Annotated in this window: 13 protein-coding genes; 9 read left to right on the forward strand and 4 right to left on the reverse strand. The window is 69.0% G+C overall.

Features of this window, described 5'->3' with window-relative positions:
- Positions 1–7 precede the first annotated feature (7 nt).
- Positions 8–481: a (2Fe-2S)-binding protein gene (locus VARPA_RS19850; protein ID WP_013542368.1), complete on the reverse strand. Its 474-nt coding sequence runs from the start codon at positions 479–481 to the stop codon at positions 8–10.
- 44 nt (positions 482–525) lie between these two features.
- On the reverse strand, positions 526–888 hold the full coding sequence (locus tag VARPA_RS19855) for a c-type cytochrome (RefSeq protein ID WP_013542369.1): 363 nt from the start codon (positions 886–888) through the stop codon (positions 526–528).
- A 225-nt stretch (positions 889–1,113) separates the two neighbouring features.
- Here VARPA_RS19855 and VARPA_RS19860 point away from each other — a divergent pair, with 225 nt between their 5' ends.
- From VARPA_RS19860 to VARPA_RS19870, 3 genes are read left to right on the forward strand one after another with little or no spacing between them, the layout of a single operon-like run.
- Positions 1,114–2,031, forward strand: a complete 918-nt coding sequence (locus tag VARPA_RS19860; RefSeq protein ID WP_013542370.1) for an AraC family transcriptional regulator — start codon at positions 1,114–1,116, stop codon at positions 2,029–2,031.
- A gap of 57 nt (positions 2,032–2,088) precedes the next feature.
- Positions 2,089–3,114 carry a tRNA (adenosine(37)-N6)-dimethylallyltransferase MiaA gene (miaA, locus tag VARPA_RS19865; protein WP_013542371.1) on the forward strand — a complete coding sequence of 342 codons (1,026 nt, stop codon included), beginning with the start codon at positions 2,089–2,091 and terminating at the stop codon, positions 3,112–3,114.
- Positions 3,111–3,764, forward strand: a complete 654-nt coding sequence (locus VARPA_RS19870) for an ABC transporter ATP-binding protein (protein ID WP_013542372.1) — start codon at positions 3,111–3,113, stop codon at positions 3,762–3,764. Before miaA ends, VARPA_RS19870 begins: the two co-directional genes overlap by 4 nt.
- Before the next feature lie 247 nt (positions 3,765–4,011).
- On the opposite strand, the gene VARPA_RS19875 is transcribed toward VARPA_RS19870, so the two are convergent.
- Positions 4,012–4,968, reverse strand: coding sequence for a threo-3-hydroxy-L-aspartate ammonia-lyase (locus VARPA_RS19875; protein WP_013542373.1), 957 nt, complete (start codon positions 4,966–4,968; stop codon positions 4,012–4,014).
- 115 nt (positions 4,969–5,083) lie between these two features.
- Here VARPA_RS19875 and VARPA_RS19880 point away from each other — a divergent pair, with 115 nt between their 5' ends.
- The 5 genes from VARPA_RS19880 (at position 5,084) to VARPA_RS19900 (ending at position 9,793) form a co-directional block, all read left to right on the forward strand.
- Positions 5,084–5,797, forward strand: coding sequence for a GntR family transcriptional regulator (locus VARPA_RS19880; protein ID WP_013542374.1), 714 nt, complete (start codon positions 5,084–5,086; stop codon positions 5,795–5,797).
- Positions 5,794–6,669, forward strand: coding sequence for a phytanoyl-CoA dioxygenase family protein (locus VARPA_RS19885; RefSeq protein WP_013542375.1), 876 nt, complete (start codon positions 5,794–5,796; stop codon positions 6,667–6,669). The genes VARPA_RS19880 and VARPA_RS19885 overlap by 4 nt, the downstream gene beginning before the upstream one ends.
- 3 nt (positions 6,670–6,672) lie before the next feature.
- Entirely contained in the window at positions 6,673–8,034 is a 1,362-nt protein-coding gene (locus VARPA_RS19890; protein WP_013542376.1) for an NAD(P)H-dependent oxidoreductase, read from the forward strand.
- A gap of 167 nt (positions 8,035–8,201) precedes the next feature.
- On the forward strand, positions 8,202–8,564 hold the full coding sequence (locus VARPA_RS19895; protein WP_013542377.1) for a YciI family protein: 363 nt from the start codon (positions 8,202–8,204) through the stop codon (positions 8,562–8,564).
- Complete coding sequence (locus VARPA_RS19900; RefSeq protein ID WP_013542378.1) at positions 8,561–9,793, forward strand: RNA polymerase sigma factor; 1,233 nt, start codon at positions 8,561–8,563, stop codon at positions 9,791–9,793. Before VARPA_RS19895 ends, VARPA_RS19900 begins: the two co-directional genes overlap by 4 nt.
- Before the next feature lie 15 nt (positions 9,794–9,808).
- On the opposite strand, the gene VARPA_RS19905 is transcribed toward VARPA_RS19900, so the two are convergent.
- On the reverse strand, positions 9,809–11,287 hold the full coding sequence (locus VARPA_RS19905) for a serine hydrolase domain-containing protein (protein WP_013542379.1): 1,479 nt from the start codon (positions 11,285–11,287) through the stop codon (positions 9,809–9,811).
- Positions 11,288–11,372: 85 nt separating this feature from the next.
- Between VARPA_RS19905 and VARPA_RS19910 the strand changes: the two genes are divergently transcribed.
- The gene (locus VARPA_RS19910; RefSeq protein ID WP_013542380.1) at positions 11,373–13,982 is read left to right on the forward strand and encodes an FtsX-like permease family protein; all 2,610 of its coding nucleotides are present in this window, start codon (positions 11,373–11,375) and stop codon (positions 13,980–13,982) included.

Genomic DNA, 13,982 nt, shown 5'->3' on the forward strand with positions numbered 1-13,982 from the left:
TGGCTCCTTAAGCGAGGGCGCGGGCCGCATCGGCCACGGCGGCGCGGATGCGCACATAGGTGCCGCAGCGGCAGATGTTGCCGGCCATGGCCGAATCGATCTCGTCCACGCTGGGCTGTTTGCCCTTGGGCAGCGATTTCAGGAACGCGGTCGCGCTCATGATCTGGCCGCTCTGGCAGTAGCCGCACTGCGCGACGTCGTGCTTGACCCACGCGGCGTGCACGGATGCGCCGACAGGGTCGCTGCCATCGGTGGCGGCTTCGATCGTGGTGATCTTCTTGCCCTCTGCGGCGGAGATCGGCGTGATGCACGAACGGATCGCCTGGCCGTCCAGGTGCACGGTGCAGGCGCCGCACAGCGCGGCGCCGCAGCCGAACTTGGTGCCGGTCATGCCCAGCGTGTCGCGCAGGGCCCAGAGGATGGGGGTGCCGGGATCGGCATCGACCGTGTGGTCACGGCCATTGACGTGGAGCGCAGTCATCTTCTTTTTCTCCGTGGGGTGGGTGAGTTGGGTGGAATCTCTGTTTACTTGGCGCCGTCGAGCAGCCACTGCGCGAGTGCCTGCAGATCGGCATCGGGGACCTGGGCCTGTGGCGGCATCGGCATCGGGCCCCATTTGCCGGAACTGCCGGCCTTGATGCTGGCGGCCAGTTGTGCAGCCGTGCCCTTGCCGTCGCCGTACTTCGCGCCGATGTCCTTCCACGACGGGCCCACCACCTTGGTGGCGGGCTGGTGGCATGCGACGCATGAGTACTTCTGCGCCAGCGCGAGACTCGCGCCGGCGTGCAGGGGCCATAGCGCGCTTGCGCCTAGCCCCAGGACCATGGCCAGGGAGGCGACGAGCGCGCGCGGCTGCTTTCGCGGGGAGTGGGTCGTTTCTGTTTTCATCGTGGCCTCGTGGGAAAGAGAGTTGTCTGAATCGACGGATGGCTCTCGGCGCATGACACCGCACGCGCGCCGGCACATCGCGGCCCAGTGTCGGGCGAAGGCCCGTCCGCCGTTTGCCCAATCCGCGCGTGTTCTTGCCTGAAACAACGAGACTGCGCCGAAAACGCGTGGCGCACGAGATGCGCCAGCTAGACTTTTTCGCTGGCGTCATTCGAAAGGATTCAGATGGAAGCGGCACAGCCGGCGAGGCAGGAAGAGTCGGGCGTCCTGAGCAAGCTGGCGCGGGCGGTCGAGCGCATTGCGCAAAGCGACGGCGACTACCTCACGGCCATTCCCGAGCTCTCGCTGCACCGCCGCAGCGCCACGACCGAACCGATGCATTGCCTCTACGGCTTCGGCGTGGGCATCACGGTGAGCGGGCAGAAGCGCGTGGCGCTCGGCGAGGAGGTGTTCGACTATTCGGCGGGCCAGTCGCTGCTGACGACCGCCGATCTGCCCGTGGTGACGCACATCACCCATGCGAGCCCCGCGCAGCCCTTCATGGGCCTCATGCTCCGGCTCGATCCGCGCACCGTGGTGCAGGCGGCTGCCGAGATGGCCCTGCCCCATCCGGGCAAGGACTCCAGCTACCGTGCCATGTCGCTCGGCGCCCTCGATGCGACGCTGCTGGGCGCGGTGACGCGGCTCGTCGAACTGATCGACGAGCCCCGGTTGCTGCCGCAGCTCGCGCCGCTCTTGCAGCGCGAAATCCTCGTGCGGCTGTTGGCCGGGCGCCACGGCCCGCAACTGCAGCGCCTCGTGGCGGTCGGCTCGCCGAGCCAGCAGGTGGTGCAGAGCATGGCCTGGCTGAAGGTGAACTTCACGCAGCCGGTGCTGGCGGACGACCTGGCCGCGTCCGTGCACATGAGCCCCTCGACGTTCAGGCAGCACTTCCGCGCCGTGGCGGGCATGAGCCCGATGCAGTACCTGAAGCAGTTGCGCCTGCAAGAAGCGCGGCAGTTGATGCTGAACCAGGGCATCGACGCCGGCACCGCGGGCGTGCGCGTGGGCTATGAGAGCGCCTCGCAATTCAGCCGCGAATACGCGCGCCTGTTCGGCGCGCCGCCGCTGCGCGATATACGGCGGATGCGCGAAACGACCTAGGGTCATCCGCGCCCTTCCTGCCGGCGGGCGCGCGCCATTTGCTACCCTCGGCGCACCATGTTTCCCCGCTACGCACCGGCCTCCGAGGCCGCACCTCCGGCATCGCTTGCCGCTGCGCCTTCCGGCTTGCCGCGCTATGTGGCGCTCGCCGGCCCTACGGCCTCGGGCAAGACAGCCGCAGCATTGGCCCTTGCACAGCGCCAGCCGGTCGAAATCATCTCGGTCGATTCCGCGCTCGTCTACCGCGGCATGGACATCGGCACGGCCAAGCCCACCGCGGCCGAGCAGGCTGCCGTGCCGCACCACCTGATCGACATCCTCGATGCACGCGAGAGCTACAGCGCCGCAGCCTTCGTGGCCGATGCGACGCGGCTCATCGACGAAATCCGCTCGCGCGGCGCGCTGCCGCTGCTGGTGGGCGGCACGATGCTGTATTTCAAGGCGCTGTTCGACGGCATCGACGCGATGCCCGCCGCCGATGCTGCGGTGCGCGCGCGCATCGACGCACAAGCCGCCGAACTGGGCTGGCCCGCAATGCACGCACGGCTCGCCGAGGTCGACCCCGTGACTGCCGCGCGCCTCGCCCCGCAAGACAGCCAACGGATCCAGCGCGCGCTCGAGGTGTGGGAAAGCAGCGGTCAGCCGCTCTCGAGCTTTCACGCGAGCGACAACAAGACGGCGAAAGCCGTGGACGGCGGCGTGCTTTTCTCGCTAGAACCCACCGACCGCGCGTGGCTCCATGCACGCATCGCCGATCGCTTCGACGCGATGCTCGCCGCCGGTTTTCTCGACGAAGTGAAAGCGCTGCGCGCGCGCGGCGATCTTTCAACCGACCTGCCCTCGATGCGCTGCGTCGGCTACCGGCAGGCGTGGGAAACGCTCGACGCCTGCGGCACCTCCGCTCCCGATGCCCGGGCCATGCAAGACCTGCGCGAGCGCGGCATCGCCGCCACGCGCCAACTCGCCAAGCGGCAGATCACCTGGCTGCGCAGCATGCCGCAGCGCACCGTGATCGCCTGCGACGCACCCGATGCGGTGCAGACCGCCGTTCAACTGATTGCCAAGACCACCCAAGCCGGATGACGCTGCGCATTTCCAACCTCGGCAAGCACTACGGCGAAGCGCCGGTCTTCGAAAACGTGACGCTGGATGTCCAGCCCGGCGAGTTCGTCGCCATCGTGGGCGAGTCGGGCGTGGGCAAGTCGACGCTGCTCAACTGCATGGCAGGCCTCGACAGCTGGGACCAGGGCACGGTGACGCACGACGGCACCGACATCGGCGCGCTCGACGGCGAGGCCTGCGCGCTCTGGCGACGCAAGCACGTCGGCTTCGTGTTCCAGGCCTTCCATGTGCTGCCGCATCTCGACGTGGCGCAGAACATATCGCTGCCGCTGATGCTGCTCGGCGAGAAGAAAAAAGACGATGGCCGCGTCGCGCACATGCTCGATGCGGTCGGCCTGCCCGGCATGGGTGCGCGGCTGCCGCAGACGCTTTCGGGTGGTCAGTTGCAGCGCGTGGCGATTGCGCGCGCGCTGGTGCACCGGCCCGCGCTGCTGCTCGCCGACGAGCCCACGGGCAACCTCGATCCGACCACGGCCGCGAAGGTGATGGAACTGCTGATCGGCCAGACCCGCGAGCACGGCGCCTCGCTGGTATTGGTGACGCACTCCGAAAGCGCCGCCGCCCGTGCGGACCGCCTGCTGCACCTGACGGCCGCAGGCATCCGCGCCTGATACGAGACTGCGTTCGATCTTGCAAACCCGTTCGATCTTCCAAACCCGTTCGATCTTGCAAACCCGTTCGATCTTGCAAACCCGTTCGATCTTGCAAACCCGTTCGATCTTGCAAACCCGTTCGATCTTCCAAACCCGTTCGGGCTGAGCTTGTCGAAGCCTCGCGCGGCGCTTCGACAAGCTCAGCGTGAACAGCCCCTTCCTTTCGAACGCAGGCCGGGATGAGGAACGCAGCAGGGAATGAGATTTAAGCGAGCAGCGCCGCGTAGCGCGACAGGTCGACGTTGCCGCCGCTGATCACGATACCCACGCGCTGACCCGCGATCGCCTTGCCTGCCGCAATGGCACCCGCGAAGGCAAGGCACCCCGTCGGCTCCACCACCATCTTCATGCGCTCGGCGAAGAAGCGCATCGCCTCGACGAGCTGATCGTCGGTCACCGTGAAGATGTCGTTCACATCGCGCTGGATGATCCCGAACGTGTACTGGCCCAGGTGCTGCGTCTGCGCGCCATCGGCGATGGTCTTGGGCGTTTCGATGTGCACGATCTTCCCCGTGCGAAACGACTGCTGCCCGTCGTTGCCCGCCTCGGGCTCCACGCCGCAGATCTTGCAATCGGGCGACAGCGCACGCGCCGACAGCGCCGAGCCAGACAGCAGCCCGCCGCCGCCCAGGCACACGAACAGATGGTCGAGCGGCCCCGTCTCCTCGATCAGTTCCTTCACCGCCGTGCCCTGCCCCGAGAGCACATCGGGGTGGTCGTACGGCGGAATCATCGTCATGCCGCGTTCCTGTGCGAGCTTCTTCGTGAGCGCCTCGCGGTCTTCGGTGAAGCGGTCGTACAGCACCACTTCGGCACCGTAGCCCTGCGTGGCCGCGACCTTGGCGGCCGGCGCGTCCTTGGGCATCACGATCACGGCGGGCATCGACAGGAGCCGCGCCGACAGCGCGATGGCCTGCGCGTGGTTGCCCGACGAGAAGGCGATGACGCCGCCCTTGCGCTGCTCGGCATCGAATTTGGAAAGCGCGTTGAACGCACCGCGGAACTTGAACGCGCCCATGCGCTGGAAGTTCTCGCACTTGAAGAAGAACTGCGCGCCCCAGCGCTCATTGGCGGTGGTCGATTGCAGCACCGGCGTGCGGTGGGCATGGCCTTCGAGCCGCGCGGCCGCGGCGGTGACGTCGTCGTAGGTAGGGAGTTGCATGGTTCGAGCTTAGCGGTGGCTTACGTTTTTTTGCAGCCCCCATGGGTAAAAACCCGGTTGGTGCGACGGCACAGAAGTTCGTACTCTGTATACAGAGTTCAAAGAAAGCCACCCCATGCCCGCCCAGCTCGTCAGCATCGAAGTCGCGCCCGACCTTGTCGACCAGGTCTATCGCGCCCTGCTCGGCGCCATCAGCAGCGGCTCGCTGGCGCCGGGCGAGCGCATCACGCAGGAAGACATCGCGCAGCGCCTCTCGGTGTCGCGCCAGCCGGTGCTGCAGGCGCTGCGCCTCCTGAAGAAAGACGGCTTCGTGCACGACGCGCCCGGCCGCGGCGTGCTGGTGGCGCCGCTCGATGCCGAGGGCATGCGCCACATCTACCAGGTGCGCGGCGTGCTCGACGTGCTGGCCGCGCGGCTCGCGGCGCAGCAGCGTTTTCGCATCGACCCCAAGCTCATCGAACGCGGCCGGCGCGCCGCGCGCGGGCGCAATGTCGAAGCCATGATCGATGCCGACGTGGCCTTTCACCGCGCGATCTACGACGCCTCGGGCAACCCGCTGATCGGCCAGAGCGCCGATCCGCACTGGCGGCACCTCCGCCGTGCGATGGGCGCAGTGCTGCAGGCCGAGCCCCAGCGCGAATCGCTGTGGGACGAGCACGAAGCCATCGCCGACGCCATCGCGGCAGGCAACCCAGACCGCGCCGCGCGCCTGAGCGAAGAGCACGTCGCGCAGGCCAGCGAGGCACTGGCCCGTCGCCTGACGCAACAGCAGGCCCGCAACGCAACCGACACCCCCACCCACAAAGCCCACAAAGGAGACAAGGCATGAAGCTGACCCCCGAGCAACGCGCGCAGTTCGAGCGCGACGGCTACCTGTTCTTCCCCGGCCATTTCTCGCCCGAAGAGACGAAGACGCTGACCGATGCGGTGCCCGATCTCTACAGCAAGCGCGAGGCCTTCAACGTGCGCGAGAAAGGCTCCGACGCCGTGCGCACGAACTTCGCCGCGCACCTCATCAGCGAGCCCTTCGCCAGGCTCGCGCGCCATCCGCGCATGGTCGGCCCGGTGATGGACCTCTTCGAGGAAGAGGTCTACATGCACCAGTTCAAGATCAACGGAAAGATGGCCTTCGAAGGCCAGGTCTGGCAGTGGCACCAGGACTACGGCACCTGGCTCAACGACGACCTGATGCCCACCGAGCGCGCGATGAACGTGGCGATTTTTCTGGACGACGTGAACGAGCACAACGGACCGCTGATGTTCATTCCGGGCAGCCACCGCAAGGGCGTGGTCGATGCGAAGCATGACCTCACGACGACGAGCTATCCGCTCTGGACCGTGGACAACGACCTGATCGCGCAACTCGTGGATCGAGCCGGCGGCAAGGAAGGCGGCATCGTCTCGCCCAAGGGCCCGGCCGGTTCGATGATCCTCTTCCACAGCTGCCTCGTGCATGCCTCGGGCAGCAACCTCTCGCCCTTCAACCGCGTGGCGGTGTACCTGAGCCTGTGCGCCGTCAGCAACCACATCCGTCGCCACAAGCGCCCCGAGTACATCGCGCATCGCGACTTCACGCCCATCGAGATGCTGCCCGACGACTGCCTGCTGAAGACCTACCCCGTCGATGTGCCCTGGAAGAACGGTCTGCCCGAGAGCGCCCTGCAGACCTCGCTCGAAGTCCTCGACACCGCGGAGGCCTGACCCATGAGCCTCCACACCCGCCTGCAGCAGCGCGCCGCCGAAGGCCGACCCATCCGCATCGGCCTGATCGGCGCCGGCAAATTCGGCTCGATGTACCTCGCGCAGATCCCGCGCACGCCCGGCGTGCAGCTCGTCGCGATTGCCGACCTGTCGCCCGATGCGGCCCGCGTGAACCTTGCGCGCGTCGGCTGGAAGCCCGAACGCACCGCCGCAGGCTCGGTACAGGAAGCCATCAAGACCGGCAACACCTGGATCACCGACAACTGGCAGGCCGTGACGCGCGAGCCTTCCATCGACATCGTGGTCGAGTGCACCGGCCACCCCATCGCCGCCGTCGATCACTGCCTCGATGCCTTCGCGCACGGCAAGCACGTGGTCAACGTGACGGTGGAAGCCGACGCCTTCTGCGGCCCGCTGCTCGCGCACAAGGCGCAGCAGGCCGGCGTGATCTATTCGCTGGCCTTCGGCGACCAGCCGGCGCTCATCTGCGACCTGGTCGACTGGGCCCGCACCTGCGGCTTTCCGGTGGTGGCGGCCGGTCGCGGCCACAAGTGGCTGCCGCACTTCACCGAATCCACGCCCGAGACGGTGTGGGGCAACTACGGCCTCACGCCCGAGCAGGCGCTGCGCGGCGGGCTCAACCCGAAGATGTTCAACAGCTTTCTCGATGGCTCCAAGCCCTCCATAGAAAGCTCGGCAGTGGCCAACGCCACCGGCCTCGGCGTGCCATCGGACGGTTTGCTCTACCCGCCCGCGAGCGTGGAAGACATTCCCTTCGTCACCCGCCCGAAGAGCGAAGGCGGCGTGCTGGAGCGCAAGGGCATGGTCGAGGTGATCTCCTCGCTCGAAGCCGACGGCAGAAAGATTCCCTACGACATCCGCATGGGCGTGTGGGTCACGGTCGAGGCCGAGACCGACTACATCAAGAACTGCTTCGAGGAATACAACGCCCACACCGACCCGAGCGGGCGCTACTTCACGCTCTACAAGCGCTGGCACCTCATCGGCCTGGAGGTCGGCATGTCGGTCGCGAGCGTGGCGCTGCGCGGCGAAGCGACCGGCGTGGCCACCTGCTGGAACGCCGACGTGGTCGCCACCGCCAAGCGCGACCTCGCCGCGGGCGAGATGCTCGACGGCGAAGGCGGCTACACCGTCTGGGGCAAGCTGCTGCCGGCCGAGCGGTCGCTGCGACTGGGCGGCCTGCCGCTCGGGCTGGCCCACAACGTCAAGCTCGTGCGGCCGGTGAAAAAGGGCCAGAGCCTGAGCTGGGCCGACGTGGCGATCGACACCTCGACCGCCGCCTACAAGCTGCGCAGCGAGATGGAAAGCATGTTCTCGGCGGCTGTCCAGACCCGGGCAGCCTAAAGGCGTACCAGCCGAAAGAAGTAGGTAGCGCAACCGTTGCGCCAAACGAATTTCGCGTAAAAAATAATCTGCACGACACGGAGCTTCCGTGTCGAAATGATCGGCGGCGGGCCGTCATTGTGGTGAGCGCTCTTGCTCAGCAAGCTTTTCCTTCACGGAGAGACACCATGCAGTACATGTTGATGTTCTATCAGCCCGCGGCCGAATTCGAACAGCGCGACGACGCCTCGTCCCAGGCCTATCGGTCCAGCTGGGTCGCGTATGCCGACGCGGTGCGCCAGTCGGGCGTCGCGCTCGGCGGCCACGGCCTCTTCCCGCCCATGACCGGCACCACCCTGCGCGTGCGCGGCGACAAGCGCCAGGTGCAGGACGGCCCTTTTGCCGACACCAAGGAGCAGCTCGGCGGCTACTTCGTGGTCGACGTGCCCGACCTCGATACCGCGCTCGAATGGGCCGCGCGCGCGCCCTGCGCCAGCAGCGGGGGCGTGGAGGTACGGCCGGTCTTCACGGCCACGGCAGCCACATCGTGAACGACCCGGCGGCTCATCAGGCCGCCGAGAAGGCGGCGCGCGAGTCGTACGGCCGGCTGCTGGCGATCTTGTCGGCGCGCACGCACGACATCGCCGCCTCCGAAGACGCGCTCGCCGACGCGTTCGCGCGCGCGCTCGAACGCTGGCCGGCCGACGGCATTCCGGACCAACCCGATGCGTGGCTCCTGAGCGTGGCGCGGCACCGCAAGCTCGACGCCTGGCGCCATTCGCGCGTGCAGGACCAGGCCACCCAGACCCTGCTGCTCCTGGCCGGCGAGATGGACGAGGCCAGCGCCGAAGGCACCGCCGTGCCCGACGAGCGGCTGCGCCTGCTCTTCGTCTGCGCGCACCCGGCTATCGACGTCGCGGCCCGCGCGCCGCTGATGCTGCAGACCGTGCTCGGCCTGGATGCGGCGCGCATGGCCGGCGCCTTTCTCACCGCGCCCTCCACGCTCGGCCAGCGGCTGGTGCGGGCCAAGGCGCGCATCCGTGCGGCGGGCATTCCCTTCGAATACCCGGAAGCGCGCGACCTGCCGCAGCGCCTGCAGGACGTGCTCGACGGCATCTACGCCGCCTACGGCACCGGCTGGGACGACGTCGATGGCGCCGATGCGCTGCCGCGCGGCCTCACGTCCGAAGCCATCGACCTGGGCCGCATCCTCTTCCACCTGATGCCCGACGAACCCGAACCGCTTGGCCTTCGCGCGCTGATGCTCTTCTGCGAAAGCCGCGCCGCCGCCCGGCGCAGCGAGACCGGGGCGTATGTGCCGCTCGACCAGCAGGACACCTTGCGCTGGGACCCGGACCTGCTCGCGGAAGCCGAGCGGTGCCTGCGGCTGGCATCGGAGATGAAGTCCCTCGGGGCGTACCAGTTGGAGGCGGCCATCCAGTCGGCCCATTGCGAACGGCGCGTGGGCGCGCCGGTGGCTCCCGAGGTGCTGGTGTCGCTGTACGAAGGCCTGCTGGCGCTGCGGCCCAGCATCGGCGCGCAGGTCAGCCGCGCCTGCGCGCTTGCGAATGCGCGCGGGCCAGAGATCGGGTTGCGGGCGCTGGAGGCGATTCCTGCGGACGAGGTGGCGAGCTACCAACCGTTCTGGGCGGCGCGTGCGCATCTGCTCGCGGCCGGTGGCGCGCGTGCAGCGGCGCGGCAGGCTTATGACCGCGCAATCGGGTTGAGTGCGAATGCGGCGGTGCGGGCGTATCTCAATGCGATGTCGCAGCGGCTTTGAGTAGCGCGTCTCTTCTTATTCCTGCTGCGGCACGGCGACCGCCTCGCCCACCCGCCGCCCCTCGAGCTGGCTGCCCCCTTGCGCCAGCGTCACCCCCACCACTGCATTGCCATCACCGCGCTGGAACACGATCTGCGCGCCGATGGTGGCCACCGCGAAACGGTCAGTCCCCGTCGGCACGAGCGCGTTGTACCCGCGCCCCGTCTCCCGCACCAGCAACCGCCCATTGCGCACCGTGAAGCCCAGCGCCTTCGTCTTGCTGATGCGGTACTCGCCCTTGTAGTCCTCCAGCCGCTTCGGATCGACCGGCACTTCGGTCGTCGACACCGGATAGCGGCTCTTGCCGATGGCCAGCATCACCGGCTGCAGCGGCGCGCGCGCGTTGCTGCTGAGCACGATGAGCGCTTCGCCGGTGTCCGGCGCGATCAGCCACAGCGTGCGATAGCCCTCGGTGAGGCCCGCGTGCCAATAAGTGCGGCGCCCGCCCTCGGGGCCGCGCACCATCACCGCATAGCCGATCTCGGCGCCCTCATAGTGCGCGAGCGGCGTGAGCATGCGTGCGGCGGCCGGGCCCAGCGGGCCGCTGGCGCCGGCGAGGACGGCTCGGCTGAAGGTCATCATGTCGGCCGCCGTCGAGCGCAGCGCGCTGGCCGGTGCGTAGGCCACCATGTCCAGCAGCGGCTGGCGGCGGTCGCCGGCGAAGGCCGGAGCCATGCGCGAAGCCTTGTCGCCGAGCGGGATCACGGTGTCGTTCATGCCCAGCGGCTCGGTGATGCGCGCGCGCACCAGCTCGCCCCACGAGGTGTTGTAGCGCTCGGCCAGCAACTGCCCGAGCAGCGCCATGCCGAAGTTGCTGTACGCGGCTTCGCACGGCGCCGCCGGCGCGGTGAGCTTGATGCGCGAGAGCGCGGCCCAGAACATCGGCCTGTCGAAAGTGCGCAGCTGCTCGGCCAGCGGTGCACCGCCCTTCACGCCGTCGGCCATCACGGGCATGCAGCCCGTGTGCGTGACGAGCTGCTTCAGCGTCACCGCGGCCGCCGCGGGCGGCACGCCCTGAACTTTGCCCGCGAGCACCTTGCCCACGGTGTCGTCGAGCTTGAGGTCGCCGCGCTCCACCGCCTGCGCCAGCAGGAGGCCGGTGAAGACCTTGGTGACCGAGCCGATCTCGAACATCGGCTGCTCGGCGCTGTTGGGCTCGATGGGGCGCGAGGGCGAGAGCGGCTCGGGGTTGTAGGCCGCGCCGTACGAGGCCTTGCCGTTGCGCAGCAGACCGACGACAAGCGTTCCGCGCTCGGCACCGAGCGCGGCCTTGGCCAGCACCGCCGGGTCGCTCGCCAAGGACAGCGGCGGCGGCAACTGCTGTGGCGGCTGCGGCGGCTGGAGCTGCGCGGCCGCGCTGCCGGCCAGCAGCGGGGCAAGAAGCCAGGCCGCGAACCAGCGGCGGCGCATCACCGGGAACATGTCTGTGGACAAGGCTGGGGGCAGGAGCCGCATCGTCGAATTCCTCGGGGCGTCATCGAAAGAGGCGCCATCGTGCCACGTCGATGTAACAAAGGCGTCCCGCGGCCACAATCGCTGAATGCGTGCATTGCTCACCACCTTCTCCTGGCAGGAACTGCGCCACCACCCCTGGCGCAACGCGGCGGCCGTGCTGGCCGTGATGCTGGGCGTGGCGCTCGCGTTCTCGGTGCAGCTCATCAACGCCTCGGCGCTCGATGAGTTCTCCAGCGCGGTGCGATCTGTCAACGGCCAGCCGGATCTCGAAGTGCGCGCGGTGCAAGGCGGCTTCGACGAAGCCGTGTTCGCGCAACTGGCGCGGCATCCGCAGGTGACGCTCGCGAGCCCGGTGCTCGAATTTCAGGGCCTGGCCCTCGCCAGCGGCGAACGGCAAGTGCCGATGCGCGTGATCGGCGTCGATGCATTGGTGCTCCCGACCATCGCGCCCGCGCTGATGCCGCAGCCCGCGGCCGGAGCGGACCGCTTCGCGCTCTTCGCGCCGGGTCATGTCTTCCTCAACGCCGCAGCGCGCAGCGTGCTCGGCCTGCCCGCGCAAGCCGGCGGCGACACCACCGAGACGGTGCAATTGCGCAGCGGCGCCACATGGCACCGCCTCGGCGTGGCAGGCCACGTCGCCGCCAGCGGCACGGCGCTCGCGGTGATAGACATCGCGGCCGCGCAGGACCTGTTCGACCAGGCCGGGCGCCTGAGCCGCATCGACCTGCGGCTCGCGCCAGGCACCGACCGCGCAGCCTTCATCGATGCGCTGCAGAAGTCCCCCGGCTGGCCCGCGGGCGTGCAGTTCGCGGAGCCCGGCGATGCGGCCGAGCGCGTGAGCAATCTGTCGCGCGCCTACCGCGTCAACCTCACGGTGCTGGCGCTGGTGGCGCTTTTTACAGGTGCGTTCCTCGTGTTCTCTGTGCTCGCGCTCAGCGTCGCCAAGCGGGCGCAGCAGTTCGCGCTGCTCGGCGTGCTCGGCCTCACGCCGCGCGAACGGCTGCGGCTGGTGCTCGCCGAATCACTGGTCCTCGGCGTGATCGGCAGTGCCGCGGGTCTTGCGCTCGGCACCGCGCTCGCGGCCTTCGCGCTGCGGGTGCTGGGCGGCGACCTGGGCGGTGGGTACTTCGAAGGCGTCGCGCCCAAGCTGCATTGGAGCGGCAGCGCGGCGTTGCTGTACGGCGGACTCGGCGTGGCGGCCGCGCTGGTGGGCGGCTGGTGGCCCGCGCGCGCCGCACAGGCGCTGCCCGAGGCGCAGACGCTCAAGGGCCTGGGCGCCGCGCCCACGCAGAGCCGCAGCCATTGGCTCGCGCTCGGGCTGATCGCGCTCAGTGCGGCGCTGGCGAACATCCCGGCCATCGGCGGCATTCCAGTGGCGGCGTACCTCTCGGTGGCGTGCCTGCTGGTGGGCGGCATCACCGCCCTGCCCTGGCTGATCGCATTGCTGTATGACCGCATCGCGCCCGCGTTCGCCGAGCGCGTGCTGCCGATGCTCGCCATCGAGCGCGCGCGGCGCATGCGCGGCACGGCGGCCGTGGCGGTGAGCGGCGTGGTCGCGAGCCTGAGCCTCGCGGTCGCGCTCACGGTGATGGTCGCGAGCTTTCGCGATTCGGTGACGCACTGGCTCGACGTGGTGCTGCCCGCCGACCTGTACGTGCGCGCCACCTCGGGCGGCCGCGGCGGCAACAGTGGCGGCACCAGCAGCACCGACACCGCAACCTTTCCGCCCGCGTTCGTGCAGGCGCTGGCGCAACTGCCCGGCGTGGCGCGCACGGGCACGTTGCGCACGCAGTCGCTGCAGCTCGATGCCGCGCAGCCCGCCGTGACGCTGATCGCGCGCAGCCTGGAAGGCAGCGCATCGCAATCGCTGCCGCTGGTGGGGCCGGCATTGCCCGTGCCCTCGGGGCAGATCGGCATCTACGTGAGCGAGCCGATGGTGGAGCTCTACGGCGCGAAGCCGGGCACGGCCTTCGCGCCGCTGGCCGTCGCGCTGTCGGCCAGCGCGCTCCCGACGAAAGCCACGCACACCTATTTCGTGGCCGGCGTGTGGCGCGACTACGCGCGGCAGTTCGGCGCGATCACGATGGATGCGCGCGACTACGAGCGCATCACCGGCCAGCGCGACGTGAGCGACATCTCGCTGTGGCTCGCACCGGGCGCATCAGAAGGCGAAACGCAGACCGCCGTGCGCGCGCTTGCGGCGCGCCAGGCAGACGGGTCACCCGATTCAGTCGAGATCGCCTCGGTCGGGCAGATCAGAGCGACATCGCTGCGCATCTTCGACCGCAGCTTCGCCGTGACCTACTGGCTGCAGGCCGTGGCCATCGCCATCGGCCTGTTCGGCATCGCCGCGAGCTTCAGCGCGCAGGTGCTCGCGCGGCGCAAGGAATTCGGCCTGCTTGCGCACCTCGGGTTCACGCGGCGGCAAGTGCTGGCGGTGGTAGCGGGCGAAGGCGCCGCATGGACCGCCATCGGCGCCGTCGCCGGGCTGGTGCTCGGGCTCGCGGTGTCGGTGGTGCTCGTGAAGGTGGTGAATCCGCAGAGCTTCCACTGGACGATGGACCTGCTCGTGCCGTGGGCGCGGTTGATCGCGCTGTGCGGTGCGGTGGTCGTGGCCGGCACCGTCACCGCGTGGCTGGCGGGGCGGGCCGCCGCGGGCAAGGATGTGGTGCTGGCGGTGAAAGAGGACTGGTAG

Source organism: Variovorax paradoxus EPS, assembly GCF_000184745.1.
GTDB lineage: Bacteria > Pseudomonadota > Gammaproteobacteria > Burkholderiales > Burkholderiaceae_C > Variovorax > Variovorax paradoxus_C.

Bases quoted from the DNA above. Each gene is read 5' to 3' on its own strand.
- VARPA_RS19850 (WP_013542368.1), bottom strand. From the start codon at position 481: ATGACTGCGCTCCACGTCAATGGCCGTGACCACACGGTCGATGCCGAT.
- VARPA_RS19855 (WP_013542369.1), bottom strand. From the start codon at position 888: ATGAAAACAGAAACGACCCACTCCCCGCGAAAGCAGCCGCGCGCGCTC.
- VARPA_RS19860 (WP_013542370.1), top strand. From the start codon at position 1,114: ATGGAAGCGGCACAGCCGGCGAGGCAGGAAGAGTCGGGCGTCCTGAGC.
- miaA (WP_013542371.1), top strand. From the start codon at position 2,089: ATGTTTCCCCGCTACGCACCGGCCTCCGAGGCCGCACCTCCGGCATCG.
- VARPA_RS19870 (WP_013542372.1), top strand. From the start codon at position 3,111: ATGACGCTGCGCATTTCCAACCTCGGCAAGCACTACGGCGAAGCGCCG.
- VARPA_RS19875 (WP_013542373.1), bottom strand. From the start codon at position 4,968: ATGCAACTCCCTACCTACGACGACGTCACCGCCGCGGCCGCGCGGCTC.
- VARPA_RS19880 (WP_013542374.1), top strand. From the start codon at position 5,084: ATGCCCGCCCAGCTCGTCAGCATCGAAGTCGCGCCCGACCTTGTCGAC.
- VARPA_RS19885 (WP_013542375.1), top strand. From the start codon at position 5,794: ATGAAGCTGACCCCCGAGCAACGCGCGCAGTTCGAGCGCGACGGCTAC.
- VARPA_RS19890 (WP_013542376.1), top strand. From the start codon at position 6,673: ATGAGCCTCCACACCCGCCTGCAGCAGCGCGCCGCCGAAGGCCGACCC.
- VARPA_RS19895 (WP_013542377.1), top strand. From the start codon at position 8,202: ATGCAGTACATGTTGATGTTCTATCAGCCCGCGGCCGAATTCGAACAG.
- VARPA_RS19905 (WP_013542379.1), bottom strand. From the start codon at position 11,287: ATGCGGCTCCTGCCCCCAGCCTTGTCCACAGACATGTTCCCGGTGATG.
- VARPA_RS19910 (WP_013542380.1), top strand. From the start codon at position 11,373: ATGCGTGCATTGCTCACCACCTTCTCCTGGCAGGAACTGCGCCACCAC.